General features: G+C 70.6%; 16 protein-coding genes. 6 read left to right on the forward strand and 10 right to left on the reverse strand.

What is annotated here, in order from left to right:
- Positions 1-32: 32 nt before the first annotated feature.
- Positions 33-884 (reverse strand): HAD family acid phosphatase, encoded by an 852-nt coding sequence (locus tag ABD481_RS06080; RefSeq protein WP_344664524.1) that lies wholly within the window; start codon positions 882-884, stop codon positions 33-35.
- 235 nt (positions 885-1,119) lie between these two features.
- On the opposite strand from ABD481_RS06080, the gene ABD481_RS06085 reads away from it, so the two are divergent.
- Positions 1,120-3,210, forward strand: a complete 2,091-nt coding sequence (locus ABD481_RS06085; protein ID WP_344664525.1) for an N-acetylmuramoyl-L-alanine amidase — start codon at positions 1,120-1,122, stop codon at positions 3,208-3,210.
- Positions 3,211-3,299: 89 nt separating this feature from the next.
- Here the strand turns inward: ABD481_RS06085 and ABD481_RS06090 are convergent, their stop codons facing one another.
- Positions 3,300-3,452 carry a hypothetical protein gene (locus tag ABD481_RS06090; protein ID WP_344664526.1) on the reverse strand — a complete coding sequence of 51 codons (153 nt, stop codon included), beginning with the start codon at positions 3,450-3,452 and terminating at the stop codon, positions 3,300-3,302.
- Positions 3,453-3,653: 201 nt separating this feature from the next.
- Between ABD481_RS06090 and ABD481_RS06095 the strand changes: the two genes are divergently transcribed.
- A complete protein-coding gene (locus ABD481_RS06095; protein ID WP_344664621.1) occupies positions 3,654-4,394 on the forward strand; it encodes a DUF6008 family protein in 741 nt (246 codons plus the stop codon).
- A gap of 16 nt (positions 4,395-4,410) precedes the next feature.
- On the opposite strand, the gene ABD481_RS06100 is transcribed toward ABD481_RS06095, so the two are convergent.
- The 5 genes from ABD481_RS06100 to ABD481_RS06120 form a co-directional block, all read right to left on the reverse strand.
- Positions 4,411-5,163, reverse strand: coding sequence for a VOC family protein (locus ABD481_RS06100; RefSeq protein ID WP_344664527.1), 753 nt, complete (start codon positions 5,161-5,163; stop codon positions 4,411-4,413).
- Positions 5,160-6,449 carry a hypothetical protein gene (locus ABD481_RS06105; protein WP_344664528.1) on the reverse strand — a complete coding sequence of 430 codons (1,290 nt, stop codon included), beginning with the start codon at positions 6,447-6,449 and terminating at the stop codon, positions 5,160-5,162. Before ABD481_RS06105 ends, ABD481_RS06100 begins: the two co-directional genes overlap by 4 nt.
- Positions 6,450-6,454: 5 nt before the next feature.
- Positions 6,455-6,991, reverse strand: a complete 537-nt coding sequence (locus ABD481_RS06110) for a SigE family RNA polymerase sigma factor (RefSeq protein WP_344664529.1) — start codon at positions 6,989-6,991, stop codon at positions 6,455-6,457.
- A 106-nt stretch (positions 6,992-7,097) separates the two neighbouring features.
- A complete protein-coding gene (locus ABD481_RS06115; protein ID WP_344664530.1) occupies positions 7,098-7,673 on the reverse strand; it encodes a hypothetical protein in 576 nt (191 codons plus the stop codon).
- A 1-nt stretch (position 7,674) separates the two neighbouring features.
- Complete coding sequence (locus ABD481_RS06120; RefSeq protein WP_344664531.1) at positions 7,675-8,088, reverse strand: PadR family transcriptional regulator; 414 nt, start codon at positions 8,086-8,088, stop codon at positions 7,675-7,677.
- Between the two features lie 104 nt (positions 8,089-8,192).
- On the opposite strand from ABD481_RS06120, the gene ABD481_RS06125 reads away from it, so the two are divergent.
- Complete coding sequence (locus tag ABD481_RS06125; RefSeq protein WP_344664532.1) at positions 8,193-8,732, forward strand: RNA polymerase sigma factor; 540 nt, start codon at positions 8,193-8,195, stop codon at positions 8,730-8,732.
- Positions 8,701-9,558 (forward strand): hypothetical protein, encoded by an 858-nt coding sequence (locus ABD481_RS06130; protein ID WP_344664533.1) that lies wholly within the window; start codon positions 8,701-8,703, stop codon positions 9,556-9,558. The genes ABD481_RS06125 and ABD481_RS06130 overlap by 32 nt, the downstream gene beginning before the upstream one ends.
- A gap of 26 nt (positions 9,559-9,584) precedes the next feature.
- Here the strand turns inward: ABD481_RS06130 and qcrB are convergent, their stop codons facing one another.
- Together qcrB and ABD481_RS06140 are read right to left on the reverse strand one after the other, a co-directional pair.
- Positions 9,585-11,108 (reverse strand): cytochrome bc1 complex cytochrome b subunit, encoded by a 1,524-nt coding sequence (gene qcrB / locus ABD481_RS06135; RefSeq protein ID WP_486323362.1) that lies wholly within the window; start codon positions 11,106-11,108, stop codon positions 9,585-9,587.
- Positions 11,109-11,173: 65 nt separating this feature from the next.
- Positions 11,174-13,144: an ABC transporter ATP-binding protein gene (locus ABD481_RS06140; RefSeq protein WP_344664535.1), complete on the reverse strand. Its 1,971-nt coding sequence runs from the start codon at positions 13,142-13,144 to the stop codon at positions 11,174-11,176.
- Positions 13,145-13,416: 272 nt separating this feature from the next.
- Between ABD481_RS06140 and ABD481_RS06145 the strand changes: the two genes are divergently transcribed.
- Positions 13,417-14,022 carry a hypothetical protein gene (locus tag ABD481_RS06145; protein WP_344664536.1) on the forward strand — a complete coding sequence of 202 codons (606 nt, stop codon included), beginning with the start codon at positions 13,417-13,419 and terminating at the stop codon, positions 14,020-14,022.
- Between the two features lie 91 nt (positions 14,023-14,113).
- On the opposite strand, the gene ABD481_RS06150 is transcribed toward ABD481_RS06145, so the two are convergent.
- Positions 14,114-15,532 (reverse strand): lamin tail domain-containing protein, encoded by a 1,419-nt coding sequence (locus ABD481_RS06150; protein ID WP_344664537.1) that lies wholly within the window; start codon positions 15,530-15,532, stop codon positions 14,114-14,116.
- 246 nt (positions 15,533-15,778) lie between these two features.
- Between ABD481_RS06150 and ABD481_RS06155 the strand changes: the two genes are divergently transcribed.
- Entirely contained in the window at positions 15,779-16,006 is a 228-nt protein-coding gene (locus tag ABD481_RS06155; protein ID WP_344664538.1) for a hypothetical protein, read from the forward strand.
- The last annotated feature ends 99 nt before the right edge of the window (positions 16,007-16,105 follow it).

The raw sequence follows: 16,105 nt of genomic DNA on the forward strand, positions 1-16,105 counted from the left end.
ATGAACAGGTCAATGCGTCAACCTGGTCGGTCCTAAGGGATGAAGTACATCGGGTTCGGGATCTTGAACGTCTTCGCCGAGTACCCGCCGGCCAGGTCGCTCTCCTGGTCGCCGAAGTTCGCCACGATGCGGTAGCCGAGGCTTTCGATGTGGGCCCGGGTCCCGCTCTTGTACTGCGTCGTGGTGCAGGTCGCCCCGCACGGCAGATACGCCGGCGGGTTGTCCTTGTTCTTCATGAACAGGTTCTCGGCCCCGGCCGCCGGGAAGCCCACCGCGCCGAGGTTGGCCTCGGTGTACGAGCGCTGCGACTCCGGGCGGCCGGTGATGTAGAAGACCGTGTAGCCCTCCGAGGTGGCCTTCGCGGCCAGGGCGTTCATGCCGAACACCGCCGGCATCGTCTTGGTCGCGATGTACTGCGCGTTGCTCACCGGGTTGTAGACGAACGTGGTCTCCAACTCGTAGTTGTACGTCGACAGCGAGGTGTCGTCCACGTCCAGGACGATCGCCTTCTTCCCTCCGCCGTCGTGCTTGGCCTTGTCGGCCAGGTACTTCTCGGCCTTGGCCTCGATGCCCGTCACCTGGATCGCGTAGTTGCTCTGCGCCGACGGCCAGTGCTTGCCCGCGGCGTCCACGGTGTCGCCGTAGTAGGCCTTGATGTTCGCGACCTCGGTGGTCATGTTCGTGATCTGCTTGTCGGTGCGCGGGGCCGAGTCGGCCAGCGCCAGTCCGCCGCCGGCCACCAGGGCGGCCGCGACGACGGCGCCGAGCACCGCGAGCTTCCGGGACGAGTGCTTCACAGTGCTGTCGGACGCGCTGACGGACACACTGTCGGACGCGCTGTCGGACGCGCTGTCGGACGCGCTGTCGGGCATGCTGTCGACCATGGAATGACGACTCCTCGTGTTGACTCTCCGTTCACCTGAAAGTAGAGGGGAAGTCAACTCCCGGACAAGTAGCGTCACGTGCCGACAACCCTTGGCAGTCCTCGGCAACCCTCGACAATCCTCCCTCGAATCCACAGGACTGTGACAGAACTGTGATTTACTGAATACACACATTGCGATCCCCGCGAGCGTCCTAAGGGAAGAACCCTTATGGCGCCACCACCCCGGGAGAACCATGCTGAGTACTCAAACCAGCCACCGTGCGCCACTGCGCAGGGCCACGACCATGTGGGCCGCCGGATGCGCGCTCACGCTGGCCGCGACCGCCGTGGTCGCCGCCGCGCCGACTGCGGGTGCGGCGGCGACCGCGCAGCGCGGCGGAAGCGGCGGTGGTTTGCCCGGCGCCTTCGCCGCCGCGGCCCGCGAATCGGGCGTCCCCCTGAACGTCCTGGAGGCCCTGGCCTACCAGGAATCCGCCTGGAACGACCACGGCGGCGCGCCGTCCACCTCCGGCGGCTACGGCATCATGCAGCTCACCGAGATCTCGGCCGCGACCCTCGACGGCCTGGACCCCGACAGCGCCAAGGCCGCGGCCGTCGAGGCCGACCCCCGTCTCAACACCGCCCGCGCCGCGGCCCGGCTGATCGGCGCCGATGTCGCCGACGTCAAGCGCGACGACACGCTGAACATCCGCGCCGGCGCCGCGCTGCTCGCCTCCTACGCCAAGGCGCTCAACGGCGGCCGGACCTCCGCCGACGCCGGAGCGTGGTACGCGGCCGTCGGCCGGTACAGCGGCGCCGCCGACACTGCGACCGCCAAGCAGTTCGCCGACCGGGTCTTCAACGGGGTGCGCGCCGGAATCAGCGTCGCCGGGCTGGCCGTCGCCGCCGACCCGGCCGTCCGGACCGATCCGGCGTCGCTGGACGCTCTGCACCTGACCGGCCCCGCCCCGGCGGCCCGCGCCGCCGCCGCGAAGGCCGCCGACGGCACGGCGCTCCCGGAGTGCCCGACCGATCTGAACTGTGACTACGTCCCGGCCGCGCTCGCCCTGAACAACCCGGCGGACCTGTCCAGCTACGGCAACTACGACCCCGCCGACCGGCCGAACCACTCGCAGATCCGCTACATCACCATCCACGACACCGAGGGCGGCTTCGCCGGCTCGGTGAACTGGTTCCAGAACCCCGCGGCCTACGCCTCGGCGCACTACGTGATCCGATCCGCCGACGGCCACGTCACCCAGACGGTCCCGACGCAGGACATCGCCTGGGACTCCGGCAACTGGTCGGTGTATCAGCACGCGATCTCGATCGAGCACGAGGGCTGGGCGATCCACGGCGCCGCCTGGTACACCGAGGCCCAGTACGAGACCACCGCGGAACTGGTCCGCTACCTGGCCAAGAAGTACGGCATCCCGCTGGACCGCCAGCACATCTTCGGCCACGACGAGGTGCCCGGGTCCAAGGACGCCAACCAGACGCTCCAGCACTGGGACCCGGGACCGTACTGGGACTGGTCGCACTTCATGGACCTGCTCGGCGCCCCGATCCTGCCGTCGTTCCCGGCCGGTTCGCACAGCACCGACGCGGCGCGCCTGGTCGATCCCTCGTTCAATCCGCTGGGCTCGGTGGTGGTCGTCAAGCCGAACTTCCGCGGCAACCTGCAAGTGGTGTCCGGCTGCACCGAGGCCAACGATCCGACACCGGGCACCACGCCGGGCCAGTGCGGCGAGCAGCCTTCGCAGGCCTCGAACTTCGTCTGGCTGCGCACCGCGCCCGACCCGGCCGCGCCGCTGCTGTCGGAGCCGTACCTGCACGCCGACGGCTCGGCCGGCACCGACTCCGCCGACGACTGGGGCGACAAGGCGGTGACCGGGCAGAAGTTCGTCGTCGCGGACCGCAGGATCACGCGGGACGGCGTGTGGACGGCCATCTGGTACGGCGGCCGCGAGGCCTGGTTCGCCAGCCCCTGGACGAACTTCGCCGCGCTGCCGTCCACGGCGGGCGTGGTCAAGCCCAAGGCCGGGCTGGCGTCGATCCCGGTGTACGCGACCGCCGCGCCGGAGGCCTCGGCCTACCCGCAGCCGATCGCGGACGTCGACCTGCGCACGCCGAAGCTGCTGACGAAGTACTCGATCGCGGCCGGGCAGGGGTACGTGACCTCGGGGCCGGCGGTGAACGGTGAGTACTGGTACGCGCGCAACATCGACGGCTCGGCGCCGCTGGACCGCACCGAGGTGGTCGGGACGACGCAGTTCTACCTGATCCAGTTCAACCACCGGATGGCATGGGTGAACGCCGCGGACGTGGACTTCTCACAGTCCTGATGTCCGACGGTCCTGACATCCAGCCGTTTTGACACCCAGCTGTGGCGCCGCCGGTCTCCGGTGGCGCCACAGCTCTGTTCTCGCTCCCGTCAGCGTCGGCTGCGGCTCTTGACCGCGCCGATCGCCGCACCGACGACGAACAGCACGATGCCGATGACCAGCAGCCACAGCAAACCCTTGATCACGACGCCCAGGACGCCGAAGATCAAGGCGAGCACGATGATCAGAATGACCCAACCCATGTCTCGATCATGGTCCGGGTCGGGGCGGTCCGCATCCGGGGCTGCTCCGGACGGCCGTGCGCCCAGCCCTTCGGCCGGCCTCGGACGCGTGATGTCCGCCGCGGGCCGCGGCACGCTCGAAGAAGCTCCCGGCGGCTGATTCTCCCTACGTTCCCCCCAGAAGCTCTATTGAAGGGGGAAACGATGCCAATTATGCCGAACATGCCCAACATGCCGGGGATGCCAGGCATGCAGAGCGGCGCCCACAGCGTGCCGCTCTGGGACACGCTCGGGGCGCTGGGCCTGCTGGCCTGGGCCGTGGCCATGTGGCTGGCGGTCGCCGGGCTCGCGTTCGCCGATCGCCAGGGCCGGCGGATGTGGGTCTACAAGTCCAGCCTCGCGGTCATCCTGATCGGCGTCGCCGGGCAGATCGGCCATTTGCTCGAACACGTGGCGCAGGCCGTCTACTGGATCGGCCATCCCGAGGCCCCGGCGTGGATGACGCCGTGGGGCACCGGCATGGCCCGCGGCTTCGGCCAGATCGACCGCTCGCGCGCCACCTTGGGCATGGAGATCCTGCACCTGGTCGGCAACTTCATCTTCCTGGCCGGGCTGGCCGCCGTCATGGTGATCACCCGCCGGGCCCGCCGTACGCGCACCCGGCACTGGGGCCGGATGGGTGTGTGGATGCAGGGCATCCACGGTCTGGAGCATCTGGCGCTGACGATCTCGGTCTGGCTCGGGGCCAAGCAGGCCGTCGGCCTGTCGACCTGGTTCGGCCAGCTCCAGCCCGGTCCCGGCGCCACCACCTATCGCATCTGGTGGCACTTCCTGGCCAACGTCGCGGGCTCGGTCATCTTCGTGCTCGCCCTGTGGAACCTGCGGCGCGAACGCGGCCAGATCTGCGACGGCTTCCGGGACACCCCGGTGCGGCCGACGGCACCGGTCGACGTGCTGGTGTGAGCGGCGCGAGCGGGGGTCAGCGCGAGCGGGGCGGTCCGGACGGCGACACGAAGAACTCGTTGCCGTCCGGATCGGCCATGGCCACCGAGTTGGTCCGGCCGGTGATTCGGGTCGCACCGGTGATCCGGGTCGCGCCGAGCGAGACCAGCCGATCGATCTCGGCCTCCTGAGCATCGGCGGCGACAGCGACCTCGAAGCAGAGCCGGTTCTTGCCGGTCTTCGCGGCGAACGGCGGTCCACCCCACGTGATCTTCGGACCGCCGTGCGGCGAACGGATCGCGGTCTCCTGGTCCTGGTCCCACACCAGCGGCCACCCGAGCGCGCGGCTCCAGAAGTAGCCGACGTCCTGCGAGCCGTCGCAGGCGAGCGCTCCCAGGAAGCCGCATTCGGCGAGGAACTTGTTGCCCGGCGCGATGACGCAGAACTCATTGCCTTCGGGATCGCCGAGCACCACATGCGTCGCGTCCGGCCCCTGCCCGACGTCCACGTGCCGGCCGCCGAGCTCCAGCGCCCGGGCCACTGTCCGCTGCTGGTCCGCCTCCGACGTGCTGGTCAGGTCGAAGTGGATCTGGTTCTGCGTGGTCTTCTCCGCCTCCGAGGCGAGGAAGACGATCCGGAACCCGGTGTCGTCGTTCGGCAGGAGCGTGACGTCGCCGCGCGGATCGCCGGCCGGATCCGCCGCCTCCCAGCCCAGGACGCCGGACCAGAATCCGGCCAGCAGGACCGGATCCCGGGCGTCGAAACAGAGTGCGGCGAGCTGAGCAGTCATGGACCGACGTTAGCGTCGACGACGACTGCCATGTCGGGCATGTAGTCCTGCATGTGGTCGGTGAAGGCCTTCGGGATCAGCCCGGTCACGGCCCCGTTGCTGAACCCCAACTGGTCGCAGTCGTCGGTGTGCAGATAGACGTCGACCGGCGGCCCCGACGCATAGCTGAACCGGAACACGTAGCCGTCGTGCGAGGCCGGCGGACACGACCCGGGCAGCCCCGACCACTTCCCCAACCCCGGCTTCAGCGCGTTGAGCAGCGCGGTGAGTCCGCCGATCTGGTTCGCCGCGATGGGGCTGCCGTTGGTGAGCAGTGTCGGACCGTCGGTCGGCTTCTGCTCGCCCAGGAAGCCGTCTCCGTAGTGGCACACGACCGCCTTGATCGGCGTCCCCGGCACCATCGTGGTCGTGGCTCCGGGACGGGTCGGCGGTCCGACGGGCAGCACCGTGCCGACCCGCGACGCGCAGCCGTTGGCATCGGCGTCCACGAGCTGCGCGGTGGCCGCGATCTGCTCGACCAGCTTGGCGTCCTTGCCCTTCACCGTCACCGAGATGTCCAGATCCGGGACGACGATGACGACGACCGTCCGCCCGTCCTTCAGCCGCCCGGCGGCGGACTGCGCCGCCTTCCCGCCGACCGTCGCCGGGTGCAGCGCCGGAAGCGCGGACAGGGCCGACCGGTCGAGGTTGCTCGCGCTGCCGAAGCTGACGACGTTCACCACCGGCGGGTTCGCGAGCAGGCAGGCCTCCGAGGGGCCGCCGCCGATCAGGACGGTGTCCTCGGACGCCTCCCCGCAGTGCTCCTGGTTGGCTTTCCACTTCTCCGGCACGCGGACCTGCAACCCGTGCGACGACCACGCCCGGCTTCCCGTGACCGGCAGCGGGCTCGCCGTCGAGACGCCTTGCGGCGGCGCGGTGGAGCCCAGGGAGCCCAGGGAGCCCAAGGAGCCCGGAGAACTCGTGGCGCCTGCCGGACTCGGAGAACCTGGAGCACCGCCGGCCGCGGCGCTGGAAGGGTGCGTCGAATCAGGGTTCAGCGTCTGCACCGCCACGGCTGGTACGGGCTTGCTCGGCCCGTGGCGGCCGAACGCCAGCGCCGTACTGCCCCCGGCGGCCAGCACCCCGACCGTCCCCACCGCCATCAGCTGCCGCCGCTTCGCCGTGCGCCGGGTGTGTCCGCGCCGTGCGGCGTCGGCCAGTCCGACGGCTCCCGTCGCGGCGACCCCGACCGTCTCCCGGTCCCGTGCCGCGAAGGTGCCTCTGAGCAGGTCGTCGAGTTCGTCCATGGTCCTCAGTCCTTTCCCACGCCGCCCAGGGCCGCGACGCCGCGCAGGTTCCCGCGCAACGTCGCCAGCCCCCGCGAGGCCTGGCTGCGCACCGTTGCCGGCGAGCAGCCCATGACCCCGGCGATCTCCTGATCCGACAGGTCCTCGTAGTACCGCAGCACCAGCACCGCGCGCTGTTTGCGCGGCAGCGTCGCCAACAGCCGCCAGGCTTCGTCGCGATCGGCCGACGCCTCGGCGCCGTCCGCCGCGACGTCCGCACCGGCGTTCGGCGTGGTCGCCTCCGCCGGTTCGGCCAGCGGCAACTCCCCGCTGGAGCGCCGGCGCCGCCAGCTCACGTGCGAGTTGACCAACGTCCGGCGTACGTAGGCGTCGACCTGCGCCATGCCCGCGATCCGCGACCAGCGGCCGTAGACCCGGACCAGGGTGTCCTGGGTGAGGTCCTCGGCCAGATGCCGGTCGCCGGTCAGCATGAAGGCCAGGCGCAGCAAGGCCGCTCCCCGGGACGCGACGTAGTCGTCGAACGTCGGTGTGCCAGTCGTCATCAGTGTCCTTCGGAGCGGCGGGTCCCGGTGCGATTCGGTGTGCTGCATAGAGAACGCGTCGGCCTCGCCGATGTGCTGCATCGGCGAGGTTGTCGGCGCTCGGGCGTCAGCCCTCGACGGCGGCGGCGCCCGCCATCGTCCCCGCCCGGCGCTTCGCCGGGGGCAGCAACCGCCACAGCCGGCCCACGAGGACGACGCCGACGGCCCACCCCGCGTACACCCACGGCGTCCACGCCCCGCCGACCTGGCTGGTGACATGTCCGAGCTTGACGGTGAACGTCAGCGGACTCTGCAAATAGCTGACCCCGCTCCAGGTGAACGTCCCGGAGGTCACCGAATGCGAGGCGACCAGTCCCTTGCCGTACGCGGTGGCCACCTCCCCGAGCGCGAAGTCCAGGACCAGCGGCGTCAGCACGGCGAAGTACGTCGCGGAGATCCACGAATGCCGGGGACCGTCCCCGAGCTCGGCGCCCAGATACTCCCGGGCCAGGGCCTGGCTGGAGCCGATCCGGCGCAGCGCCTCGCGGGCGCCGTGATCGCCGGACGCCGCGATCAGGTTCGCGCGCACCTCGCGGCGCTTGGCGATCCGCGAGCGGCGCGGCAGGTCGTAGAGCCGCTGGTCGAGCGACCACACCAGGCGCTCGATGCGGATCCGGTCGAAGGCGGTCAGCGTCTCGGTCATCTCAGGGGCCTTTCTTTTCACGGGTGGTGGCGGTGTTGGTGGCGGCGGTGGCAGTGGCGGTGTTGGTGTCGCTGCCGGTGTCGGGGAGCGGACGGGCGAGCACGCCCTCGACGGCGGCGACGTGCCGGGTCCAGGCGCTGTTCGCGGCGGCCAGGGCGTCCCGGCCGGCCGGGGTGAGCCGGTAGTACTTGCGCGCCGGCCCGCTCGGCGAGGGGACCAGCCGGGTGGCCAGGCGTCCCTCCCGCTCCAGCCGCGTGAGCGCGGGATACACCGTGCCTTCCAGGACGTCGGCGAAGCCGGCCGCCTGCAGGCGCTGCGCCACCTCGTAGCCGTACGACTCCTGCTCGGCCAGCAGGTGGAGCAGCACCATCGACAGCACGCCCTTGAGGAGCTGGGGATCATGGCTGGGGATCACGACTACTAGACTGCACCTACTACTAGACTAAATCAAGTAGTGCCGGGGCCCCAACGAAACGGGGGCCCGGCTCGTTATTGGAGGTGTGAGGAGGACAGAGGCCCGTGACTGACTGGGCGGACACGCTGGTCGACCTGCTTCAGGCCCGAGGACTGGCGCTGCGGCGCTATGCGGTGCTGCTGTGCGGGAACGAGCACGACGCCGACGATCTGCTCCAGGAAGCCCTGGCGCGCCTCTTCGCAGGACGCGGATACAAGGTCGGCCCGCAAGGCCTGGAGGCGTATCTGTGCAAGATCATGGCGAACCTGGTGATCGACACCGGACGCCGGCACCAGCGCTGGCTGAAGGTGCGACACCGGTTCGCCATGCCGACGCACGACGAAGGCCGCACGGCCGAGGCGAGCGCGGAGCGGATGGACGCGCGCGCGTCGCTGGAGACGCTGTCGCCGCAGCAGCGCGTCTGCGCCGTGCTGCGGTACTACGACGACCTGACCGTGCCGGAGATCGCCACCCGGCTCGGCCTGGCCGAGGGAACGGTCAAACGCCATTTGTCGGACGCCGCCCGGCGTCTGGCCGAACAACTGCGGACGCCCGAGGAAGGCGGTGAGAACGGTGACCGACAACTGGGAAGAACCCGATCCTGACTTCCTGCGAGCGGCGGTCGGCGAGGTCGCGGACCGGCCGCTGGACCGCGGCCCGGACATCGCGACGATGACCGAGTACGTGCGGGGCCGCCGGCGGCGGCGCGCGCTGGCCCAGGCCGGCGGCGCCACCACGGCGGTGATGGCGGTGGTCGCGGTGGCCGTGGCGGTCGCGCAGCCCTTCGGCGGGTCCGGGACACGGTCCGGAGCCGCTCCGGGGACGAAGACCAAGACCGCCGCGTCGCCGAACGGACCGGTGCCGAGCTCGGGAGACCCGAGCGCCGGCGGTTCGGCCGCCACACAGCTCCAGCCGGACCGCCCCGGAGTGGTGTGCGGGCAGAAGCTGACGGCGCGGTACGAGCCCGCGGCGCCCGCCGGTGTGAAGGCGGTGGTGGCCGCCGTGCATCCGAAGCCCGGCGCGGCCCCGGAGGTCGACGTCGACATCACCGCCATCAGCTCCCTGACGGTCTCCGGCTCCGCCCACCAGCTCGGCATCCAGGTGGTGGTGCTGCACGACGGCGTGATCGTCGATCGGATCGGCGGCTCGCAGTGGCCCGAGGACTTCACCCCGCAACCGGGACAGCACTACGGCGACGGCCTGGAGGCCCGTAGCTGGCCGGTCGCCCCGGGACAGCCGCACATCGAGCAGATCGTCACCTCGCGCTGGACCGCCTGCGCCGGCGCCGACTGGCGTGCGATCTACGCCGACCCGGGGCAGTACAAGCTGGTGGCGCTGCTGCCGATGCTGATGGTGCTCGACAGCGACGGCCCGGTCAGCGACCGGGTGGACACGCTGCTGGAGTCCGCGCCGGTGGCGGTCGGGCAGTGATCCGACCGCCCGACCTCTGCCCGGCGTCAGTCGGGGGAGTGCGGCTGGGGCGGGTCGTCGCCGGGCGGAGCGGTCAGCACCGTCCGTCCCCCGGCCGGCACCAGCGGGTCCACGTGGTCCCCGTACAACGCCCGCGACAGCACCGCTCGCGGCCCGTGGCCCGATTCCAGCGGGGTGTGCTCCTCGAAGGAGGCCCGCAGCCACTGCTCCGCCGGATCAGCAGCCTGATGGACCTCCGCGAACCCGCCGTCCTCGGTGGCCACGATCACGCCCGACTCGCGGCCGTGCAGGGCGATGTCGCGGTCCCGGCGTTGCAGGCCCAGGCAGATCCGGCGCGTGACGTCGAACGCCACGACCGGTCCGGCGAGCACCAGCACCTGGAACGCGTGCAGCACGTCCTCCACCGACAGGTGGAAGTGCGTCGCCACGGTGTCCGCCGACGCCGTGGCCCACAGCACGCCGTAGAACGTCATCCCGGCGACCCCGATCGCGGTCCGCGCCGGGTTGTTCCGCGGCCGCTCCAGGATGTGGTGCTCGCGCCGGTCGCCGGTGAGCCAGCGTTCGATGAAGGGGAACAGCGCGAACGCCGTCAGGAACAGCGTGACCACGCCGACCGGGATCAGGACCGCGAGCGTCCAGGTGCGGCCCAGCCACACGAACTCCCACCCCGGCGGGATCAGGCGCAGTCCGCCGTCCAGGAAACCCAGGTACCACAACGGCGCGGCGCCGGCGCTGGCGTCGCCGGGGTTGAAGGGCCCGTACTTCCACACCGGGTTCACCTGCACCGTGCCGGCGATCACCGTCACCAGTCCGGCGACCAGCAGGCACAGCCCGGCGCTCTTGACCGCCATCACCTGGAACGGCAGCCCGACCACGTTGTCCTCGGTGCGGCCCGGCCCCGCGAACTGCGCCGGCCGGTGGCGCAGCGCCTCGCGGCCGTGCAGGACCAGCAGGCCGACCAGGACCAGCGGCAGCACGACGATGTGCAGCGGATAGAACAGCCGGAGCGGATCGCCCGGATACCCGCCGTCGAACACGATCGACGACAGGTTCGGGCCGACGAGCGGGATCGCCTTCAAGGTGCCGTCCATGATGGCCAGGCTGGTCCCGGACAGCAGGTCGTCGGGCAGCACCGCGCCGGTGAACCCGGCGCCCATGGCGGCGGTGAGGATCCCGAACAGCAGGAGCCAGCTGTTGGTCCGCGGCGCCCGGAAGGCGCCGGTGAAGAAGATCCGCAGCAGATGCAGCAGCAGCGCCGCGATCATCACCAGCGAGGCCCAGTGGTGGATCTGGCGGACCAGCAGCCCGGCCCGCACGGAGAAGGACAGGTTCAGCATCGAGGCGTAGGCGCGGGACATCTCCGCGCCGGCCAGCGGGGTGTACGAACCCTGATAGGTAGTCCGCCCGATCGAGGGCTCGTAGTACCACACCAGGTAGAACCCGCTGAGCATGGTCAGGACGAAGGCGTACACGACGATCTGGCCCAGCCACACGGTCCAGTGGTCCGGGAACACCCGCTGTCGGAGTCGGTGCATCGTACTCACAGCCAGGAGACGTCGCCCGAACGCCGGTTGTGACTCGTTCCGGCCCGGAGGTGGCCGAGGTCACAGTCGGCCTACACGCACAAGTCGCTGTGCCGGTGCGGCCCGCGGTCGCACAACACCGTGCCGTCGGTGTAGACGACGCCGTCGGCGAAATGGCCCTCGACCTTGCCGCCGCCGAACTGCTCGGTGTACAGCCGCCAGTACAGGCCCCGCCGGGCCAGCAGCTCGGCATGCGTGCCGGACTCGACCAGCCGGCCGCCCTCCAGCGCGAAGATGACGTCGGCGGCCATGATCGTGGACAGCCGGTGCGCGATCGCGATGGTCGTGCGGTCCCGCGCGGCCCGCGCCAGCGCCTCCTGCACCAGCCGCTCGGTCTCGGTGTCCAGCGCCGACGTCGCCTCGTCGAGGATCAGCACCCGAGGATTCATCAGCAGCACCCGGGCGATCGCCAGCCGCTGCTTCTCCCCGCCGGACAGCCGGTAGCCGCGCTCCCCGGTCACCGTGTCGTAGCCCAGCTCGAAACTCATGATCCGGTCGTGGATGTTCGCGTCCCGGGCCGCCTGCTCGATCTGCTCGGGGCCGGCGTCCGGGCGCGCGTAGGCGATGTTCTCGCGGATGGTGCCGTGGAACAGATACGGCTCCTGCGTCACCATGCCGACGGTCTGCGCCAGCGAGCTGAGGGTGAGGTCCCGGACATCGATGCCGTCCAGCAGGCACGCGCCGCGGTCGACGTCGTAGAAGCGCGGGACCAGATACGTCGTCGTGGTCTTGCCCGACCCCGAGGGGCCGACGATCGCGGCGAACTGTCCGGGCCGGACGCGCAGGCTGAGGTCGGTCAGGATCCAGCGGGCGGGATCCGGTGCGGGTGCGTCGTCCGGCTCGTTGGCAGGTGCATCGGCAGGCTCGTTGGCAGGCGCGTCGGCGGGCGCGTTGTCGACCGGCCCAGGCCCGGGCCCGCCGCGCCGCCCGGAGCGCCCCGACGGCACGTCCAGCAACGGCCGCGGCGCCGGATACCGGAACCACACTCCCCGCAGCTCCACCTCGCCGCGCGCTGCCGCCGGGTCCAGCACGACCGCGTCCGGCCGCTCGGTGATCGCCGGCTCCAGGTCGAGATACTCGAAGATCCGCCGGAACAACGCCAGCGACGTCTGCACGTCCAGCGTGACGCGCATCAGCTGCATCAGCGGGCCCTGAAGCCGGGCCTGCAACGTCGTGAACGCGATCACGGTGCCCGCCGTCAGTCCGCCCACGCTGTCGTCCAGCATCTGCCCGGCCGCGAAGTAGATGATCGCCGGCGTGATCGCGAAGAACGTCCCCACCAGCGCGAAGAAGCTCTGCCCGGCCATCGCGGCCTTCACCTGCAACCGCGTCTGCCGCCGGTTCTCCCGCCGGTAGCGGCGCGTCTCGGCGTCCGCGCGGTCGAACACCTTGGCCAGCAGGATCCCCGAGACCGACAGCGACTCCTCGGTGATCGCCGTCATCTCCGCCAGCGACTCCTGCGTCCGCCGCGCCAGCCGCTGCCGGCGCCGCCCGACCCGGATCTGCACCACCACGAACAACGGCAGCAGGATCAGCGTGATGACCGTGAGCTGCCACGACGGCAGCACCATCGACACCAGCGCCGCCCCGACCGTCACGACGTTCGCCAGGATGGTGGTCGCGGTGCTGGTCAACACCGTGCGCACGCCGTTGACGTCGTTGGCCAGCCGGGACTGGATCGCCCCGGTCTTCGTCGACGTGAAGAACGCCAGCTCCATCGTCTGCAAATGTGCGAACAACTCGCCGCGCAGATCGGCCATCGCCTCGTTGCCGACCTTCGCCGTCAGATAGTTCTGGCCGATGCCGATCGCCGCCGAAACCACCGGGATCGCGATCAGGCCCAGCACGAGCCACGTCAACAGCCGCAGGTCCGGCGGGCCGCCCGGCGGGAACAGCGCTTTGTCGAACACCGCGCGGGTCAGGAACGGCGCGATCGAGGTCAGCGCCGCCGACACCACCACCGCCAGCGCCACCAACGACAGCGGACCGCGATAGGGCGCCAAGAGCCGCGCGATCCGCGGCAGCACCGGCCCGGCGGCCTCCGGCTCCGGGCGCGCGGCGTTCAGCGCAACCCCCTGATGCCGTGTCCGGTGCTCACGGCCCTCGGGTTCCCGCGTCCGTCCGCCTCGACACCTCGCAGCCCTCGGACGGCCCAACGCGGGGATCCGGGATCCCGAGCGCCACCGCGGCTCGCGAGTGGCTAAATCGCGCCTCGAACATCCGGCCTTAGCCCGAAACACCCCCGGACTTCACAATGCTCGGCGAGCCTTTGGACATGGCTCGACGGTTCCACCCGGAGCGGGTTGAGTACGACATTCGCATCGCGCATCCGGACCCGGTGTACGCCGCTGCTGGAGCGACCCTATGGACCACCGCGGCGGTGGACGCTGTGACCCCGAAACCGCTGAACGACCTCGACGCGCTGAAGGACTACGCGTTGGCGCTGGTGTCACGCCTGCAGGACTTCGCCGAACACAACTTCTCCCCGCCCGGGGACGTGCCGTCGTTCTCACTGCGGCACGACGCGTACCGGAAGGTCCGCGCCATGGTCCGGGAGAAGGACGGCGCGGCCCTGGCCGAGGTCCACGCCGACGGCCGGGTCTCGCTGCCCGGCGAGCTCGACCCGGAGCTGCGCGGCCGCCTCACCGGCCTGGTCAACGTCGGCCTGCCGATGATCCTGCGGTCGGTGGACCAGGGCGGCTACGAGAGCGCCCTGGAATCGCTGGTCAAAGCCCGCAGCGTGGTCAACTCCATGCTCCAGGCCGTGCTGAACATGGCGGTCTCCGGGCCGGAGCCGGTGCCGAGGGACAAACTGGCCGCCGCCCTGCGGGTGAGTCCGGCCGACCTCGAACGCTGGTATGCCGGACGGTCGAGCACGTAGCACGTAGCACGTAGGGCGCAGGGCGGCGGTCATGTCGTCACTCGTCGTGGCGTCACGGTCGCGACGTCGCGACCGTGACGCCGTCACGTCGTCAGCAGTTGACGGTGCCCTTGCGGAGAGCGTGGCTGCCGTCATTGCTGTCGTCGGACCAGTACACGGGCTTCGTGCCGCCGACGCACTGGTCGGCGCCGGCCAGCGAGAAGCCCTCGTTGTTGTAGTTCGACATGCCCGACGGCCGGTTGTAGACGGCCGTCACGCCGAATACCCCGGTGGCGTCGATCCGGAGCGTGCGGTGCTGGCCGCTGCACGTGTTGTCGCAGACCGCCCACAAGCGCGACGTCTGCGGCTCGAACTGGAGCTCCATCACGGCCGGCATCCCCGTGCTGAACGCGGCCACGCGCGTGAACCCGCCCGCCTCCAGCAGCACGTAGCCGTACACCATCCCGGTCGCCTCGACGCCGACGAAGAACACGCCGCCGGTGTGGGCGCCGTAGCGCGCGGGGTCGTAGGCCGCGCCGGTCGACACGTCCTTGAAACCGCCCGCGGTCAGCGCCGAGTCCGGAACCCAGGTGATGCCCTCCAGCCCCAGGTTCGAGTCCACGGCCGGCAGATCAGAGGTCAGATTCCACTCCCGCGTCGCACTCAGCGAGGTGCCGGAGCCGGTCACGTCGTAGCGCAGCACCGACAACCGGCTGGTCCCCGACGCGTTGGCGTCCCGCTCGGTGGACACGAACACCCCGCCGGAGACCGACCCGGAGCCCGTCAGCGTCACGCCCTCGTCGTCCGGCGTCCCCGAACCGCCCGGGAAGTGCAGCGCCTTGCCCGCGCCCCAGCCGTTCGCTGTGTCCGGCGTCCAGCCCCCGGACCCGTTCGGCACCAGGCGCCACAGCGACCCGCTGTTCTGGGCGCCCCACAACACGGAACCTTCTTGATACAGGCCACTGAGATCCGTGCCGAACACGTTCGCCGCGTCCGCCGTGCTCACCGCGCTCCCGCCGGGCCAAGCCACCGCCGCCGGGGCGCCGCACACATTCGGCGCGTCCAGGCTGACCGCCGCCGACTGCTTGAACGCACCCGTGCCGTCCGAGCAGCGCGACCACGACACATTCGAGTGCTGCGTCCACGTGAAGCTGTCGACCAGCGTGGACCCGTCGGCCAGATACAACCGCGCGCTGTCACTCGAACCCAGCCCGAACGACCCGTGCACGTCGAACGCCTTGAACCCGCCGGGCAGGATCGTCGTCCCGGCCGCGATCTTGAACTTCGAGCTGTTGTTGTTGTCCTTCAGGATCCACCCGGACACGTCGACGGCCGCCGCGCCCTTGTTGTAGAGCTCGATCGAGTCGTTGACGTTGCCGGTGCTCACCACCTCGTTGATCCGGATGTCGTCCGAAGCCGCGGCGCGCGCGGACGGGGCGGCCACCACGGCGGCGGCCAGTACCGGCGCCACGGCGGCGGCGAGGAAGAGACGGATGCTGCGCTGCTGGCGGAACGTGCGGAATACGGTCACTGGGCGGTCCTCAAGGGGTCGAAGTGACGGGCCGCCAAGACCGTTCCGACATGGGCCGAACGCGCGACTTCCGGTGGGTGATGGCGCTATGAACGGTGAAAGTAGGGTCGGGGCGGTAGGCCCCGGGTCGAGCGTCAGCTTTCATCGTTCCCTGACACGCCTGCTCCGGTGGTGCTTTACTGTGGCCGTCCCGGCCGGCCGGCACAGCGAGCCGTCGGCCGATCGCCACATTCGGGGAGTCCTTCGGTGATTGCACGGATCAAGCCCGCGCGGCGGCGCGTCGTACTCGTCGGCGCCACGGTCGCCCTGGTCGGGGCGGCGGTCGCCGTCACCGCCGCGGCGACATCCGGCGGGGGCGGTCCGACGAGACCGCCGACGTCTAACTCCGGCCATCAGGACTACTTGGGCGGCTCATCGGACGACCAATGTGCGAAGCCGGTCGCGGAGCGCACCGGTGGCTGGATGTGCCCCTGACTGGGATCTCATTTTGCTAGCTTCGCCGTCCTTCACCCTGAATAACACCAAATAGTCCAAATCGTCACGTGGTTGGCTACTGTGCCCGGTGGTCCAACT

The sequence above is a fragment of the Catenulispora yoronensis genome, from assembly GCF_039531695.1.
Classification (GTDB): domain Bacteria; phylum Actinomycetota; class Actinomycetes; order Streptomycetales; family Catenulisporaceae; genus Catenulispora; species Catenulispora yoronensis.

What these genes read in the sequence shown, in the direction of transcription:
- ABD481_RS06080 (WP_344664524.1), bottom strand. Translation starts at nt 884, where the DNA reads ATGGTCGACAGCATGCCCGACAGCGCGTCCGACAGCGCGTCCGACAGC.
- ABD481_RS06085 (WP_344664525.1), top strand. Translation starts at nt 1,120, where the DNA reads ATGCTGAGTACTCAAACCAGCCACCGTGCGCCACTGCGCAGGGCCACG.
- ABD481_RS06090 (WP_344664526.1), bottom strand. Translation starts at nt 3,452, where the DNA reads ATGGGTTGGGTCATTCTGATCATCGTGCTCGCCTTGATCTTCGGCGTC.
- ABD481_RS06095 (WP_344664621.1), top strand. Translation starts at nt 3,654, where the DNA reads ATGCCCAACATGCCGGGGATGCCAGGCATGCAGAGCGGCGCCCACAGC.
- ABD481_RS06100 (WP_344664527.1), bottom strand. Translation starts at nt 5,163, where the DNA reads ATGACTGCTCAGCTCGCCGCACTCTGTTTCGACGCCCGGGATCCGGTC.
- ABD481_RS06105 (WP_344664528.1), bottom strand. Translation starts at nt 6,449, where the DNA reads ATGGACGAACTCGACGACCTGCTCAGAGGCACCTTCGCGGCACGGGAC.
- ABD481_RS06110 (WP_344664529.1), bottom strand. Translation starts at nt 6,991, where the DNA reads ATGACGACTGGCACACCGACGTTCGACGACTACGTCGCGTCCCGGGGA.
- ABD481_RS06115 (WP_344664530.1), bottom strand. Translation starts at nt 7,673, where the DNA reads ATGACCGAGACGCTGACCGCCTTCGACCGGATCCGCATCGAGCGCCTG.
- ABD481_RS06145 (WP_344664536.1), top strand. Translation starts at nt 13,417, where the DNA reads ATGGCTCGACGGTTCCACCCGGAGCGGGTTGAGTACGACATTCGCATC.